The organism is Pedobacter sp. SG908, from assembly GCF_011759615.1.
Taxonomy (GTDB): domain Bacteria; phylum Bacteroidota; class Bacteroidia; order Sphingobacteriales; family Sphingobacteriaceae; genus Pedobacter; species Pedobacter riviphilus.
The window spans coordinates 258,197-271,751 of sequence record NZ_JAAOYY010000003.1 but is presented as its reverse complement, the minus strand read 5'-3'; the positions used below and the strand labels follow the sequence as shown (position 1 = coordinate 271,751).

12 protein-coding genes are annotated in these 13,555 nt (G+C 37.6%); 10 read left to right on the top strand and 2 right to left on the bottom strand.

Annotation, left to right across the window (positions count from 1 at the left end):
* Positions 1 to 120: 120 nt before the first annotated feature.
* Both FHT21_RS21855 and FHT21_RS21850 read right to left on the bottom strand, forming a co-directional pair.
* Positions 121 to 528, bottom strand: coding sequence for a hypothetical protein (locus tag FHT21_RS21855; protein ID WP_167296857.1), 408 nt, complete (start codon positions 526 to 528; stop codon positions 121 to 123).
* Positions 529 to 555: 27 nt separating this feature from the next.
* Positions 556 to 1,383 carry an alpha/beta hydrolase gene (locus tag FHT21_RS21850; protein ID WP_167296856.1) on the bottom strand — a complete coding sequence of 276 codons (828 nt, stop codon included), beginning with the start codon at positions 1,381 to 1,383 and terminating at the stop codon, positions 556 to 558.
* A 611-nt stretch (positions 1,384 to 1,994) separates the two neighbouring features.
* Between FHT21_RS21850 and hemA the strand changes: the two genes are divergently transcribed.
* The 10 genes from hemA to FHT21_RS21800 all read left to right on the top strand — a co-directional run bounded on the left by hemA (position 1,995) and on the right by FHT21_RS21800 (position 13,312).
* Complete coding sequence (gene hemA / locus FHT21_RS21845) at positions 1,995 to 3,221, top strand: glutamyl-tRNA reductase (RefSeq protein ID WP_167296855.1); 1,227 nt, start codon at positions 1,995 to 1,997, stop codon at positions 3,219 to 3,221.
* Positions 3,222 to 3,612: 391 nt separating this feature from the next.
* The gene (gene hemC, locus FHT21_RS21840) at positions 3,613 to 5,193 is read left to right on the top strand and encodes a hydroxymethylbilane synthase (protein WP_317169978.1); all 1,581 of its coding nucleotides are present in this window, start codon (positions 3,613 to 3,615) and stop codon (positions 5,191 to 5,193) included.
* Positions 5,194 to 5,378: 185 nt separating this feature from the next.
* Positions 5,379 to 6,347 (top strand): porphobilinogen synthase, encoded by a 969-nt coding sequence (gene hemB, locus FHT21_RS21835; RefSeq protein WP_208399013.1) that lies wholly within the window; start codon positions 5,379 to 5,381, stop codon positions 6,345 to 6,347.
* Between the two features lie 89 nt (positions 6,348 to 6,436).
* Positions 6,437 to 7,807 (top strand): glutamate-1-semialdehyde 2,1-aminomutase, encoded by a 1,371-nt coding sequence (gene hemL / locus FHT21_RS21830; protein ID WP_167296854.1) that lies wholly within the window; start codon positions 6,437 to 6,439, stop codon positions 7,805 to 7,807.
* Between the two features lie 81 nt (positions 7,808 to 7,888).
* Positions 7,889 to 8,755, top strand: a complete 867-nt coding sequence (locus FHT21_RS21825; protein ID WP_167296853.1) for an ATP-binding protein — start codon at positions 7,889 to 7,891, stop codon at positions 8,753 to 8,755.
* 8 nt (positions 8,756 to 8,763) lie between these two features.
* Positions 8,764 to 9,468, top strand: a complete 705-nt coding sequence (locus FHT21_RS21820; RefSeq protein ID WP_025146905.1) for a response regulator transcription factor — start codon at positions 8,764 to 8,766, stop codon at positions 9,466 to 9,468.
* Positions 9,468 to 9,983 carry a hypothetical protein gene (locus tag FHT21_RS21815; protein ID WP_167296852.1) on the top strand — a complete coding sequence of 172 codons (516 nt, stop codon included), beginning with the start codon at positions 9,468 to 9,470 and terminating at the stop codon, positions 9,981 to 9,983. The genes FHT21_RS21820 and FHT21_RS21815 overlap by 1 nt, the downstream gene beginning before the upstream one ends.
* 201 nt (positions 9,984 to 10,184) lie before the next feature.
* Positions 10,185 to 11,210, top strand: a complete 1,026-nt coding sequence (gene hemE / locus FHT21_RS21810) for a uroporphyrinogen decarboxylase (protein WP_167296851.1) — start codon at positions 10,185 to 10,187, stop codon at positions 11,208 to 11,210.
* A gap of 183 nt (positions 11,211 to 11,393) precedes the next feature.
* On the top strand, positions 11,394 to 11,954 hold the full coding sequence (locus tag FHT21_RS21805; protein ID WP_167296850.1) for a CopD family protein: 561 nt from the start codon (positions 11,394 to 11,396) through the stop codon (positions 11,952 to 11,954).
* A gap of 200 nt (positions 11,955 to 12,154) precedes the next feature.
* Positions 12,155 to 13,312, top strand: a complete 1,158-nt coding sequence (locus tag FHT21_RS21800) for a hypothetical protein (protein WP_167296849.1) — start codon at positions 12,155 to 12,157, stop codon at positions 13,310 to 13,312.
* The last annotated feature ends 243 nt before the right edge of the window (positions 13,313 to 13,555 follow it).

The following is a 13,555-nucleotide window of genomic DNA, read 5'->3' as shown; positions in this document are numbered from 1 at the left end:
ACTCCCATAAATAATGTGCACCAAAGTAGTTTCTTAGGAAAACCAAAGAAATGATAATCAAAAAGACTAAAATTCCTTGGAGGGTAACGTTTTGTGCTAGTTTACTGTTAAAATAGAGAATTACGCTAGCAAAACACCTAAAGTACTGGTAACTAATCCAAAAAAATCATCCTTAAAAAACCGGGTTTTACAAACAATAATTACATTAGATTTCCGCAAGCCATAATATAAGATAATGCCGGTTACTTTTGATCTATAGATTAGCAGGGAATCTTTCTCGTTTATAATATTAAAAAGCTGGGCCGAGATCCTGTATTTTTTATTGGAGGTTTGAACACTAAAAATACGTTCTTTTCCGTTTTTGGAGCGATAGCCTTCAGAATCATTAATAAATTCAGCATTTGATTTTACAGGCGAAAAATTGCTGTCAAGAAAAATAATAAAACAGAAAAATAATATTAATCCAATCAAGATCTTCTTAAATATAGTTTGATTGAAGCTTGAGAGGCTGATTTTATCTTGAGCCATAATTTATGATAGCCCAAGATAATTAATTTATACTTCATTTATAAAAGTGATTACCTTTTCGCAAACCTTAAATAAAAGTGGTGGTAAAGTCTCGCTAGTATAAGGTTGCGTTGCCCCATAAACATGATTGGCACCTTCAATTTTAACCAATCTGCTACCGGAGTTGGCCTCTGCCAGGGTTTGTGCAGTTTCGAAAGGAACATTTACATCATCATCGCCATGGATAATCAACCACGGAATATTTACCCGTTTTGCTGCTTCTAAAATATTCAATGTTGCTGTATTTTCTTCAAAATCTTCCAACAAGGTTACGTTTAAAGGCATTTGCTCTTTTGTGCGGGCATTGGTAACGAATATTTTGCCGGTTTTTTTCCATTCAGCTTCCTGTTCTTTTTTCCAAAGGCTGCTAAAATCGCCAATGGCACTCCAGGTAATCAGTTTGTTAATCCTTAAATCGTTTGCGGCTTCTATAATGGATAATCCGCCACCGCGGCTATGGCCGATCAGGTTCACCTTCGTGTTTTTACCGTATGCTTTTTCAATAAAATCGAGTACAGCGTTTAAATCAAAAAGTTCTTTCGATACAGTATTGCTGGCAAAGGCATCCATATCGGTCACATCTATTGGGTTATTAACCGGCACACCACTATGCGATAAATTGAACTTAATGTAACGGTAACCATTGCTGGCAAAATGTCTGGCTACTAAATTGTGCGCCCCCCAATCTTTAAAGCCTTTAAAGCCATGGACAAAAAGTATGATAGGTGTGTTGGGATTTTTCTCATCGAAAGTGATGTCGCCGATAATTAATTTTCCGTCAGCACCACTAAGGCTAAAATTGCTTTGTGTAATCATAATTTAAAGGAATTGGTTTAAAATATAAACCTACGAAATCTAATTTTGTTGTGGTGTTTGAGGTTTAGAATAGGGAAATATTAATCACAACCCCTATTAAATAGCCCTGATGGAAATGGAAATCCCTTTTGGAATAGTTAAATTGTTATTTAGGGATGTTATCCAAAAGGATTGGAATGTACAGCAAGACGGAGCCTTTCCCAATAGCACTGTTACTGCGCTTCAAAAGCACATATATTATTTAATCAATAAATAACGACTGAAAAGTGATCAACATCAGGATAAATCAATAAAAAAAAGCCAAAAAACAATCTCCAATATCCCCAAAAAATAAATTAAAAAGCCAGGTGCAGGCAACCATTTTGGCATAATTACGTATTATACTGCAGTGGACAAAAAAGTGGTTACACCCTGCTAGAACGTAAAATAGGAACATAATCTAAAGAAAATTATGCTGATTGGTTTGCTAACGTAAATCGATGAGGTTTGATTTAATCTTTAAATCCTTTATTTAAAACCGTTCTAAATTGATGTAAATTACAGGTTAATGACAGTCACATGCATTCACCATGTTACTTTTGTATCCCGATAATAGTTAATAACGGAAGCACTTGGAATATTTAAAAGTAATAGCTTTTACGCATCACCACATCGACCTGAAATCTTTAGGGAAATTAGTTATATGTGATCAGAGTTTAGATAGCAGGTTGAAGAATGTTCAAGCAGAGCTTCCCGTTAGCGAAATTTTCTATATCGGAACCTGTAACCGTGTGGAGTTTGTTTTCCTTACTAAAGAGAAAACCGACAAGGAATTTGTAACCAGATTTCTTACCGTTTTAGACATGGGCCTGCCTCCTGAATTTATGGAGCGCTTTCTGGATAATGTTACCGTATACGAAAACGAAGAAGCTTTTAACCATTTACTCAGAACATCGTGTTCTTTAGAGAGTTTGGTGGTTGGCGAAAAAGAAATTCTTGCCCAGATCCGTAAAGCTTACGAAAACTGTCGCGATGCAGGTTTTACTGGCGATTACATGCGTATGATTATGGATCGTGTGGTTAAAACCGCAAAAGAAGTTTATACGCATACCAATATTTCGAAAAATCCTGTTTCTGTTGTTTCATTGGCCTACCGCAAGCTAAAAGAGTTAAATATGTGTGGCAATTCACGTATCTTGATTATCGGCGCTGGCGAAACCAATCAGAACATTGCAAAGTACCTCAACAAACATAAATACTCCAATTTCTCGATTTTTAACCGTACGTTTTCTAAGGCTGAATCTTTGGCAGAAGAACTAGGTGGCAAGGCTTATCCTTTAGCAGCACTTGAAGATTTTAATGAAGGATTTGATGTAATCATTACCTGTACTGGCTCAACCGAGGCAATTATTAACGAAGCTTTATACGCTAAACTTTTAAATGGCGATCAGGGCAAAAAGGTAATTGTAGATTTGGCCATTCCGAATGATGTTATACCTGCAGTAATTCATAACAATCCTGTACATTATATTGAGGTAGAATCGCTAAAAGAGGTAGCACGCAAAAATATCCAGGAACGTTATAACGAACTGGTGCATGCCGAAGAAATTATCAGCAACAACATTACCGAATTTTTCTCTGTTTTAAAACAACGCCGTATCGAACTGGCCATGCAAGAAGTGCCAAGAAAGATTAAAGAAATCAAAAATACAGCTATAAATGGCGTGTTTGCCGATGAAATTAGCCAGATGGATGAAGCCTCACGCGAAGTTTTAGAACGTGTAATGAATTACATGGAGAAAAAATACATCAGCGTTCCGATGGTAATGGCAAAAGAAATTCTGGTAAATCAATCTTAATTTTACCGCAAAGATCGCCATCTTGTTATACTGAACGCCGTGAAGAATCTTTGTTTTTCTAGATAAATCCCGAAGCCAATTCCCTTGTCGTCCTGCTGAACTTGTTTCAGTATCTTTCATGCAACCAACTTAATGGACTTACATTCTTTATATGGTTCAATCACCAGCTAACATATCATAGTGAAGTCAGGTATTATCATCTGACTTATAGTATATCTAAAAGGATCAGGTGTAAGATGGTAACACATCTACACCACGTTATACTTTCATGTCGTAAATGTCACAGAAATCCTTTAAATTCCCTATTCTGTAACCTCACTGTCTCATTTTTAAACAATTCATGGTATAAACCACTAATTAAATTAAATTTGCAACTCATTTAACCTTTATAGTGAAGAAATTAACCATTGGAACACGCGGTAGCGACCTGGCTTTATGGCAAGCAAATCATATAAAAGATGAATTGGCTGCAATTGGAATAGAAGCAGAAATAAAAATCATTAAAACGCAGGGCGATAAAATCCTGAATTTAAGATTGGACAAACTGGAAGGCAAGGGCTTTTTTACCAAAGAACTGGAAGAAGAGCTTTTGGGTGGAACAATTGATCTGGCTGTACATTGCCTTAAAGATTTACCTACTACGCATCCCGAGGGATTAATTATCGCTGCTTTACCACCGCGGGAGGAAGCAAGTGAATATCTTTTGATTTTAAAAGATTGTGTAGATGTTTCGCAGAAGCTATCGCTAAAAAAAGGTGCAATGGTTGGCACTTCATCTAACCGACGTAAAGCGCAGTTACTGGGCTTACGCCCGGATTTAGAGGTTGAAGATTTACGCGGAAATGTACCCACCCGTATCCAAAAACTCCGTGATGAAGATTACGATGCCATCTTAATCGCAAAAGCAGGTGTTAAGCGTTTAAATCTTGATGTGAGCGATTTACATGTGGAAGAATTGGAAACCACTGAGTTTATCCCGGCACCTGCACAAGGCGCTTTGGCTATTCAGATCAGGGAAAATGATACCGAGCTTTTTGATGCATTGCAAAAACTGCACGATCTGGATACTGCAGAGACCGTAACTGTAGAACGTAAGGTGTTAAACCTTTTCGAAGGGGGGTGCCACATGCCTTTAGGCTGTTATTGCAAAAAGGAAAACGGGAAATTCGAAATATGGACTTCGAAAGCAGAAACTGCAGAAGATTTTCCTGAGCGTTTGTTTTTACGTGCAGACAGTACCGAAGGTTTGGCAGAAAAAATTGTTGACAAGTTTAATAAAGACAGAAAGAAACCGGCAAAGGTTTTCATCTCGCGTGAAATTGGTGAGCACAGTTATTTCCGAAGGGCATTAGAAAATAATAATATTGAAATAGAAGGACGTTCGTTAATCCGTACGTTTCCAATAGTAACTGTTTTAGATCAGTTTATCTTAAGACATGTAGACTGGGTTTTCTTCAGTAGCCGCAATAGTGTCGAGTATTTTTTCAACTTAAAACCTGTACTGCCTAAGAAAACTAAATTTGGTGTAGTGGGAAGAGGTTCGGAAGATGCCTTGCGTAAATTCGGGCATATTGCCGATTTTGTTGGTGAGAGTGGCGATATTACCGAAGTTGCAGAAGATTTTGCACAATTGGTAGGTGGTCAGCAGGTATTGTTTCCAAGAGCACAAGATTCTTTGCAGTCGATTCAAAAATCGTTACCAGCTGATGCTAAAATAATCGATCTACCGATTTACGAAACGGTAATCGAAGATGATATAGACCAGAGTTATGCCGATGTGCTCATTTTTACCAGTCCATCAAATGTTGATGCCTATTTCGCTGATAATTTATTGGAGCCAGGCCAACAGGTAATTGCTATTGGAAACTCTACTGGTAAGAAATTTGATGAAATGGGCGTGAAGTACGTATTGCCTTATTCGCCTGATGAAATTGGACTAGCTGAGGCGGTATTTGGGATTGAGATAAGATAGGGGGTAGAAAGGTTTAGGGTGGAGGGGTTAGAGTTTAAGGTTTAAGATAATTAAGCCTTGATACCCGATACTATAATCTTGACATTAAATCTAAAATCTGTGTAACCACCCCGTAAGGAAAAAAGAAAATACTATAGTTTTGATGCCCGATACTATGGTCTTGATACTAATACTTGATAATTAATATGTTAAATCGTCCGCGTAGATTAAGGAAAAACCCGTTGGTGAGAGAGATGGTAGCCGAAACCCGGTTATCAAAAGATATGTTTGTGTACCCTTATTTTGTGGTGCCAGGCACTAATGTTACCCGTGCCATTGATGTTATGCCCGGGGTAAACCATTATTCGGTTGATGCCCTGGTAGAAGATGTTGAGGACGGAATGAAAAAAGGGCTCAACAAGATTATGCTTTTTGGTGTAGGTGATGAAAAATCGGAAGATGCAAAATCTGCTTACCACGATCATTCCTTAGTGCCAACGGCGTTGCGTGAGTTAAAAAAACAATTTGGCGATGATTTGTATGTAATTACAGATGTTTGCGTTTGTTCATACACCACAAATGGTCATTGCGGTATTTTAGAAAACGATTATGTACAAAACGATAAAACGGTTGAGGTAATTGCCAAGATGGCTTTAACACATGCCGAAGCAGGTGCTGATATGTTAGCTCCATCTGATATGATGGATGGCCGTATCGAAGTGGTGCGAAACCTGTTGGATGAAAACGGTTTTATAAACGCGGCCATTATGAGCCATGCTACAAAATTTGCATCCGCATATTATGGTCCTTTTAGAGAGGCAGCAGATTGTGCACCGGGTAAGGGCGATAGGAAGTCTTATCAGATGGACTTCAGAAACCCATTAGAGGCTTTACGCGAAGCTGCTTTGGATGAGCAAGAAGGCGCAGATGTTTTAATGGTGAAACCTGGTTTAGCTTATCTGGATATTATCCACCGGTTAAAACAAGATATCAATTTGCCAATTGCTGTTTATAATGTATCTGGCGAATATTCGATGATAAAAGCTGCCGCCGAACGCGGATGGATTGACGAACAAAAAGTAGTAATGGAAACCATGCATGCCTTTGCCCGCGCAGGCGCAAGTATTATTACTACTTACCATATAAAAGATATTTTAAATAATAACTGGATTTAGATAAGCTTAAAGCAAAAAGACCAAAGCCATTTTATAGTGCTTTACTTTTCGCTTTAAGCTTTAGTCTTTCAGCTTTAAGCTTAATAAAAATGTTAGATTCATTAAAGAAAATGTTTTCAGGCAATGAAGCCGATATTCCGGTAAATACAGGCAGTAAGCCTGATATTTCGAGGGTAAAATCTGCCGAACTGTACGAGAAATCAAAAACGTATTTCCCTGGTGGCGTAAACTCACCTGTAAGAGCTTTTAAATCTGTTTACGGTACACCACTTTTTATCGAAAAAGGTGATGGCTGCTATATATGGGATGCCGATGGTAATCAGTTTATCGATTTTTGCGGAAGCTGGGGACCGCTAATTTTGGGGCATAACAACCCTAAAATCCGCGAAAAAGTTACCGAGGTAATGCAGAATGGAATGAGCTTTGGTGCGCCAACAGCTTTGGAAAACGAATTGGCCGAACTGATTATCAAAAACAATCGTTTTGTGGAGAAAATCCGTTTTACAAGTTCTGGTACTGAAGCGGTAATGTCGGCAATACGTTTGGCCAGAGGTTTTACGGGTCGCGATAAAATTTTAAAGTTCGAAGGCTGTTACCACGGCCATAGCGATTCGCTTTTGGTTAAAGCAGGTTCTGGTTTGGTTACTTTTGGCGAAACTTCTTCTGCCGGTGTACCTAAATCTTTTGCCGAAGAAACCATTGTTGTTCCTTTAAATGATAAAACGGCCATAGAGCAGGCTTTTGCGCAGTTTAAAGATCAGATTGCTGCGGTAATTATAGAAGGTATTCCGGCAAATAATGGATTGATTATTCAAGATGAAGAATATATCCATTTCTTGCGTAAAATTTGTACCGATAACGGTTCTCTTTTAATTTTTGATGAAGTAATTACCGGATTTAGAGTTGGTTTTGAAGGTGCAGCGGCACATTATGGCGTTACACCAGATATTGTTACTTATGGCAAAATCATAGGTGGCGGATTGCCTGTTGGGATGTATGGCGCGTGCGCTGAAATTATGGCGCACATATCCCCTGATGGTGGTGTTTATCAGGCTGGTACTTTATCTGGAAATCCGGTAGCCATGGCAGCCGGTATTGCAACCTTGACCGAATTGAGTAAATCTGGTTTTTATAAGGATCTGAATAATAAAGCACAAGAATTTGTGGCCAGCATTCAACGTTTTGCAACGGCGCGTAATTATAAATTTAAAGTATTTACCATTGGTTCTATCTTCTGGTTTGCTTTTACCGATAAAGATAAAATCCAATCTGCTGATGATATTGATGCCAATAGCATGGAGAAATTCAAAATTATGCACAGGGAGTTATTGAATAGAGGAATTTATTTAGGCCCATCAGGATATGAAGTTGGTTTCGTATCTTCAGCACATACGAAGATAGAATTGGAGAAAGCGAAACGTGCTATTTTTGAAGCATTAGATTTGGTTTTTAAGAAATAAGGCTTCTTTAAGCTAGGATGAGGGAAAACAATCTGTGAAATCCAAAAATCTGTGTAATCAACCCGAAGGAAAAATCGACGAATGAAGAAATCTATAATCATATTTTACGCATTATTGCTTTACGCACTTATTCAACTCATTTCATGGGGAACCTTGGTAGTGCGTTTGCAGCCCAGCCGCATGACGATGATTATGGGCGAAGGTTCGGTGTTTTTGTTTTTGCTCTGCATCGGTGGGTATTTCCTTCACCAATCGTTAAAACGTGAGGATAAGCTAAGGGAACAACAGCAGAACTTTTTGATGTCGATTACCCACGAGCTGAAATCGCCTTTGGCAGCGATAAAACTTTCTATCCAAACCATTGTTAAACGTGATTTGGATAAAGCACGCCAAACTTCATTGCTTAACAATTCGCTAAAAGATATTGAGCGTTTGGATGACCTGGTTGAAAATATGCTGTTGGCCACCAAGATTGAAAACCGTTCGTATACTTTTCCGAAGGAAGAATTTAACTTCTCCGAATTAGTGTATAAAATTACAGATAGGCTACAGGTTCATTCTTGTGGATGCGAGCAGATCATAAATGCTAAAATTCAGCCAAATTTGCAGATAGTAGGTGACAAATTTGCCTTATCGTCAGTAGTAACGAATTTAATTGAGAATGCGGTGAAGTATTCGAACCCATGTGATGAGATAAATGTGCATTTAAACAAGGTTGATGGGCATATTCAATTAAGTGTGATGGATCAGGGGCCAGGTATTTCAGATGCCGAAAAAATGTTGATATTTGATAAGTTTTACCGCGTTGGTAACGAGAATGTCAGAAAAGCGAAAGGAACAGGTTTAGGCTTGTTTATTGTGAAAGAGGTTTTACAATACCATGATGCAGATATTACAGTAAAAGACAATTTGCCTCAAGGAAGTATTTTTGAAGTAACATTTAGTTAATCTCAATTATGTCACAAAAATTAAGAATTCTATTGGTAGAAGACGAGGATCACTTGTTAGACGCTATCAAATTAAACCTTGAACTTGAGGGTTATAAAGTTCACGCCGTTAAAGACGGAAAAACCGCTCTTAAAATTTTTAAAGAAGAACGCTTTAATCTAATTATTTTAGATGTAATGTTGCCTGAGATGGATGGTTTCCAGGTTTGCGAAACAATCCGTTTAGAGAATGCAGAAGTTCCGATTATGTTTTTAACAGCTAAAAACACTTCAGAAGACCGTGTTTTAGGTTTGAAAAAAGGAGCTGACGATTATTTGGTTAAACCTTTCAACTTAGAAGAATTAATTCTTCGTGTTGGTATTTTGGTTAAACGCAGTTTAAAATCTGATGATTTAAAAGAATTGAATTCTTACAAAATCGGTGATAAAACAATCTATTTTAACTCTTTCGAACTGAAACATGATGATGGTACCATCACGCCGTTAACGAAAAAGGAAACGATGTTGTTAAAACTGTTGATCGAGCGTAAAAACGATGCCGTTTCAAGAGAGCAGATTTTAGAAACGGTTTGGAATTATGATGTTTACCCATCAACCAGAACAATCGATAACTTTATTTTAACGTTCCGTAAGTATTTCGAACCAGATCAAAAAAATCCAGTTTATTTCCACTCTATCCGTGGGGTAGGCTATAAATTTACCGATAGTCATTAATGTACAATAATAAAGGCAGGTATGCTTTAATGGCCGTTTTTGTGCTGGCTGCGTTGGTTTGTATTTTTTATAATCAATACCAGTTGGCTGCTGTTTCAGGATTATTGTTTGCCTTTGTTGTTTGGAGTCATTTTAAGCACAGTTCGGTTTTAATGGCATCGAAGCATTTCAAAAATAACGAATTCGGTAAAACCAAAGCCTTATTGGCTGAGGTGGTTAAGCCAGAGCGCTTGGCTAAAAGCCGAAGGGGTTATTACGAATTCATGCAGGGCAATATGGCTTTGAAGGAAGAGGACTATGATAAGGCTGAGTATCATTTTCAGTTGGCAAGCCGCTTTCCCGTGGGAGGTAAAAATGAGAAATCGTACGTACTGATCCATTTGGCTAATCTGGCTTTGCGTAAGAAAGATAAAGAAAGGGCAGAAGCTTATACGAAATTGGCCAAAGAACTTGCCGAAACGCAACGCTCGAAAGACATTATCGTTAAAATTGAAAAGGAAATAAGCAAGTTATAATATTAATATTGTCATTTTGAACAAACGAAGCACCAGTTTTTGATAAAAAGGTACTTCGTTTTTTTTTTATTTATACCTTTGCGCAATTAAAAATTTAGGCAGCCCGTCATCCTGTCCCGAACGTTCGGGATCAGGATCTAACTAAAGAAAGATGCTGAAATAAATTCAGCATGACGCGTAGTGAGACAGCAAATACAAATCATGAAGAATAACTTATTTTTAGACGCAGCATTTTCAAAACAAACTGAACGCCCACCAGTATGGATGATGCGTCAGGCAGGTCGTTTTATGCCACAATATTGGGAAATTAAAAACAAATACTCTTTTTTAGAGATGTGTAAAAACCCAGAAATTGCTGCAGATGTGACCATGTTACCAGTTGATTTGCTGGATATTGATGCCGCGATTTTATTCTGTGATATTCTGGTAACCGGAGAGGCTATGGGTGGCGATTTGAGTTTTACTCAGGGTGTTGGACCTAAGTTTGCAAATCCGGTACGTACCGCTAAAGACATTGAAAACTTAAATGTTGATTGTTTGGATGAATTGCAATACGTTGCCGATGCGATTAAAGTGATTCAACAACGATTGGATAGCAGAATCCCATTGATCGGTTTCGCAGGTGCGCCATTTACCGTAATGAGTTATTTAATTGAAGGAGGTTCATCTAAAGATTTTAAATTAACCAAACTCTTTATACACAACCAACCAGAGCTAGCGCATAAACTTTTAGCTAAAATTGCTAAAGTAACAGCTGACTACCTGAATCTTCAGATTGCTGCTGGTGTTAACGCTGTTCAGATTTTTGATAGTTGGGCACTTGCTTTATCATGGAATGATTACCAGGAGTTTTCTCACCGTTATATTCAGGAAATCATTGCTAACTTAAACAGAAAAGATATTCCGGTGATTTCTTTCTGTAAAGGAAGTTCGGTTTTTGCTCCGATTATGGCAGAGGCCAAACCAGATGTAATTTCGGTTGACTGGAATGCTGATTTATTGAACATTAAAAATGCTTTACCAAAGGGTATTGCCGTGCAAGGGAATTTAGATCCACATATTTTATATGCCGATAAAGCGGTAATTAAAGCACAGATCCATAAGTTATTCGAACGTATGCGTGGTACTGAAGGATTTATCTTTAACTTAGGTCATGGTATTATGCCAGATATTCCTTTCGATAATGTGAGGTACGCAATTGAGGTTGTTAAAGAATTTAGGTATTAAACTAAATTCAATTAATATTAAAACGATGCGTCACCCTGAATTCATTTCAGGGTCTTTTTGAGTAAAAGATGCTGAAACAAGTTCAGCATGACGTTGAGTATAATTTTGAAACGTTAAAATGTAACTTGCAGTTAAGTATTAATTAAAAATAATATCATTGAGCCCTGTTCAATATAATCTGGTATGATAGAAACCTTATTGCCATATTACCACTATTTTCTTGCAGTACACATTGTATTTGTAATTAGCTGGATGGCGGGATTGTTTTATATCCTTAGTCTTTTTATCTACCACACAGAAGCAAACGATAAACCTGAACCTGAAAAAAGTATCCTTCAGAAACAATTTGTTAAAATGGAGGCTACTTTATGGAAAATTATTGCTACCCCGGCCATGATCATTTCGGTTTTGGCGGGTGCATCCATGTTAACTTTAAACTCGGATTTGCTTCAAGCCGATTGGATGTGGGTTAAGCTGGGTTTTGTTATTGGTTTGCTTATCTATCATTTCATCTGCCAAAACATCGTTAAACAGCTTAAAAATAATCAATACAAGCTAACAAGCTTTCAGTTGAGGTTATGGCGAGAGCTGGCTACTATTTTTATGATTGCCATTGTATTCGTGGTCATCCTTAAAAGTGCCATTAACTGGATTTACGGTTTAATTGGTATAATGGGCGTGGCGATGGCCATTATGATTGCAGTTAAGCTGTATAAGAACTATCGTAAAAAACATGGGGAATAATCTTCGCCACAAAGTCGCCAAGAATGTTATTTTTAATTAAAGCTGTTAAGAAAACTTTGCGTTCTTTGTGCCTTGGTGGTCAACCTATATTAACTTTGTTTCCTTTGCGTAAACTTGCATCGACTTCTTGATACTTGATACCCTGTACTTGATAATTTAATAAAAAACTATTCTAAATTTGGGCGATAAAATCCAAGCCCATGTCTACAAATACAGGTCTGAAAAAGGCCTTACTCTTACTACCATTTCTTTTTAGTGTTTATTTCGCTTCGGCTCAGTTTAATCAATTGGCTTTTGAAAATCGGATCCGGCCAGATAGCAGCTTAACCAATGAGGTTCACTTTAATTTTTATAATTTAAACTACGTTCGCAATTACGAGTATACTAACGATTTTCATGATGGTTACACTTATTATGGAACACAGTTGCAGCCGCAAATCGTTTACTATGCACATCCAAATCTGGCTATCACTGCTGGTGCATTTATCAGAAAGGATTTTGGCAGGAATGGGATTTCTGATGCGAAACCATTGTTCAGCGTAAAATACCATAAACGGAATCTCACTTTGATTTTTGGTAGTTTAGAAGGTAATATCCAGCATAAATATATCGAACCTTTATACGATTTCGAAAGAACAATAACTACACCAATTGAGTATGGTACGCAGTTATTGGTGGAACGTAAGAAATTTACTTTGGATGCCTGGATTGCCTGGCAAAAAATGATCTATAAGGGTGATCCGACCAAAGAAGAAATTATTGGAGGTTTATCTACTGAAAGTACTATTGCTGAAGGAAATGGCTGGAAATTTAGTTTGCCTGCCCAATTTTTGGCTTTCCATCAAGGTGGACAAATTGATGTGCTTAAAGAAATTCCGATTACCACCATGTTTAACGGTGCAACGGGTTTAAAACTTCATAAGGAAATTAACACCAATATTAAGCAGGTATATACAGATAACTATATTGCGGTGTATAAAGATTTTTCACCTGATAAAAGAAAAGGTTACGAAGGTGGCTTTGGTTTATGGCTAAATGCAGGTGTAGAAAGTAAATGGGGAAGTTTGGTCGCCTCTTACTGGAAAGGCAATAACTTTATTTCGATTAAAGGTATGCCGCTTTATGAATCGGTTTCTGATAACCTGTACAGTCCAGGTTTGAAGCAGAGTGCTAGAAACATTGTTTCGTTGCGTTATGCATACCAAAAAGAACTGATTCCACACTTTTATCTTGATGTACGTTTCGAACCGCATATCGATCTCGATCATACCGATAAACAACTTCAGTTTAACCACTCGTTTTTCTTGACCTATAAACAGGATTTTAAATTGTTTAAGGTGAAGAAGAGTGAGCAGTAAAAGGTGTAAGGTTTAGGCTGGTTAAACTCATAAAATTTCAAACCCCATAGGTTTCAAGAACCTGCGGGGTTTATTGTTTTTAAGCCACTGGCCTATGTTCCTAAACCCGATAGCAGCGAAAACACGAAGGTGAGGAACGAACCGAGGCTTTGAAGCGAATGGCTCCAAAGGAGTGCCTTTGGCACGGGACTGCTGCTCCCGGTGAAATACTGCATGTTCATTTTCAAATAAAAATATATATCT

What these genes read in the sequence shown, in the direction of transcription:
- FHT21_RS21800 (WP_167296849.1), top strand. Translation starts at nt 12,155, where the DNA reads ATGTCTACAAATACAGGTCTGAAAAAGGCCTTACTCTTACTACCATTT.
- hemB (WP_208399013.1), top strand. Translation starts at nt 5,379, where the DNA reads ATGTTAAATCGTCCGCGTAGATTAAGGAAAAACCCGTTGGTGAGAGAG.
- FHT21_RS21850 (WP_167296856.1), bottom strand. Translation starts at nt 1,383, where the DNA reads ATGATTACACAAAGCAATTTTAGCCTTAGTGGTGCTGACGGAAAATTA.
- hemL (WP_167296854.1), top strand. Translation starts at nt 6,437, where the DNA reads ATGTTAGATTCATTAAAGAAAATGTTTTCAGGCAATGAAGCCGATATT.
- FHT21_RS21820 (WP_025146905.1), top strand. Translation starts at nt 8,764, where the DNA reads ATGTCACAAAAATTAAGAATTCTATTGGTAGAAGACGAGGATCACTTG.
- FHT21_RS21805 (WP_167296850.1), top strand. Translation starts at nt 11,394, where the DNA reads ATGATAGAAACCTTATTGCCATATTACCACTATTTTCTTGCAGTACAC.
- hemE (WP_167296851.1), top strand. Translation starts at nt 10,185, where the DNA reads ATGAAGAATAACTTATTTTTAGACGCAGCATTTTCAAAACAAACTGAA.
- FHT21_RS21825 (WP_167296853.1), top strand. Translation starts at nt 7,889, where the DNA reads ATGAAGAAATCTATAATCATATTTTACGCATTATTGCTTTACGCACTT.
- FHT21_RS21855 (WP_167296857.1), bottom strand. Translation starts at nt 528, where the DNA reads ATGGCTCAAGATAAAATCAGCCTCTCAAGCTTCAATCAAACTATATTT.
- FHT21_RS21815 (WP_167296852.1), top strand. Translation starts at nt 9,468, where the DNA reads ATGTACAATAATAAAGGCAGGTATGCTTTAATGGCCGTTTTTGTGCTG.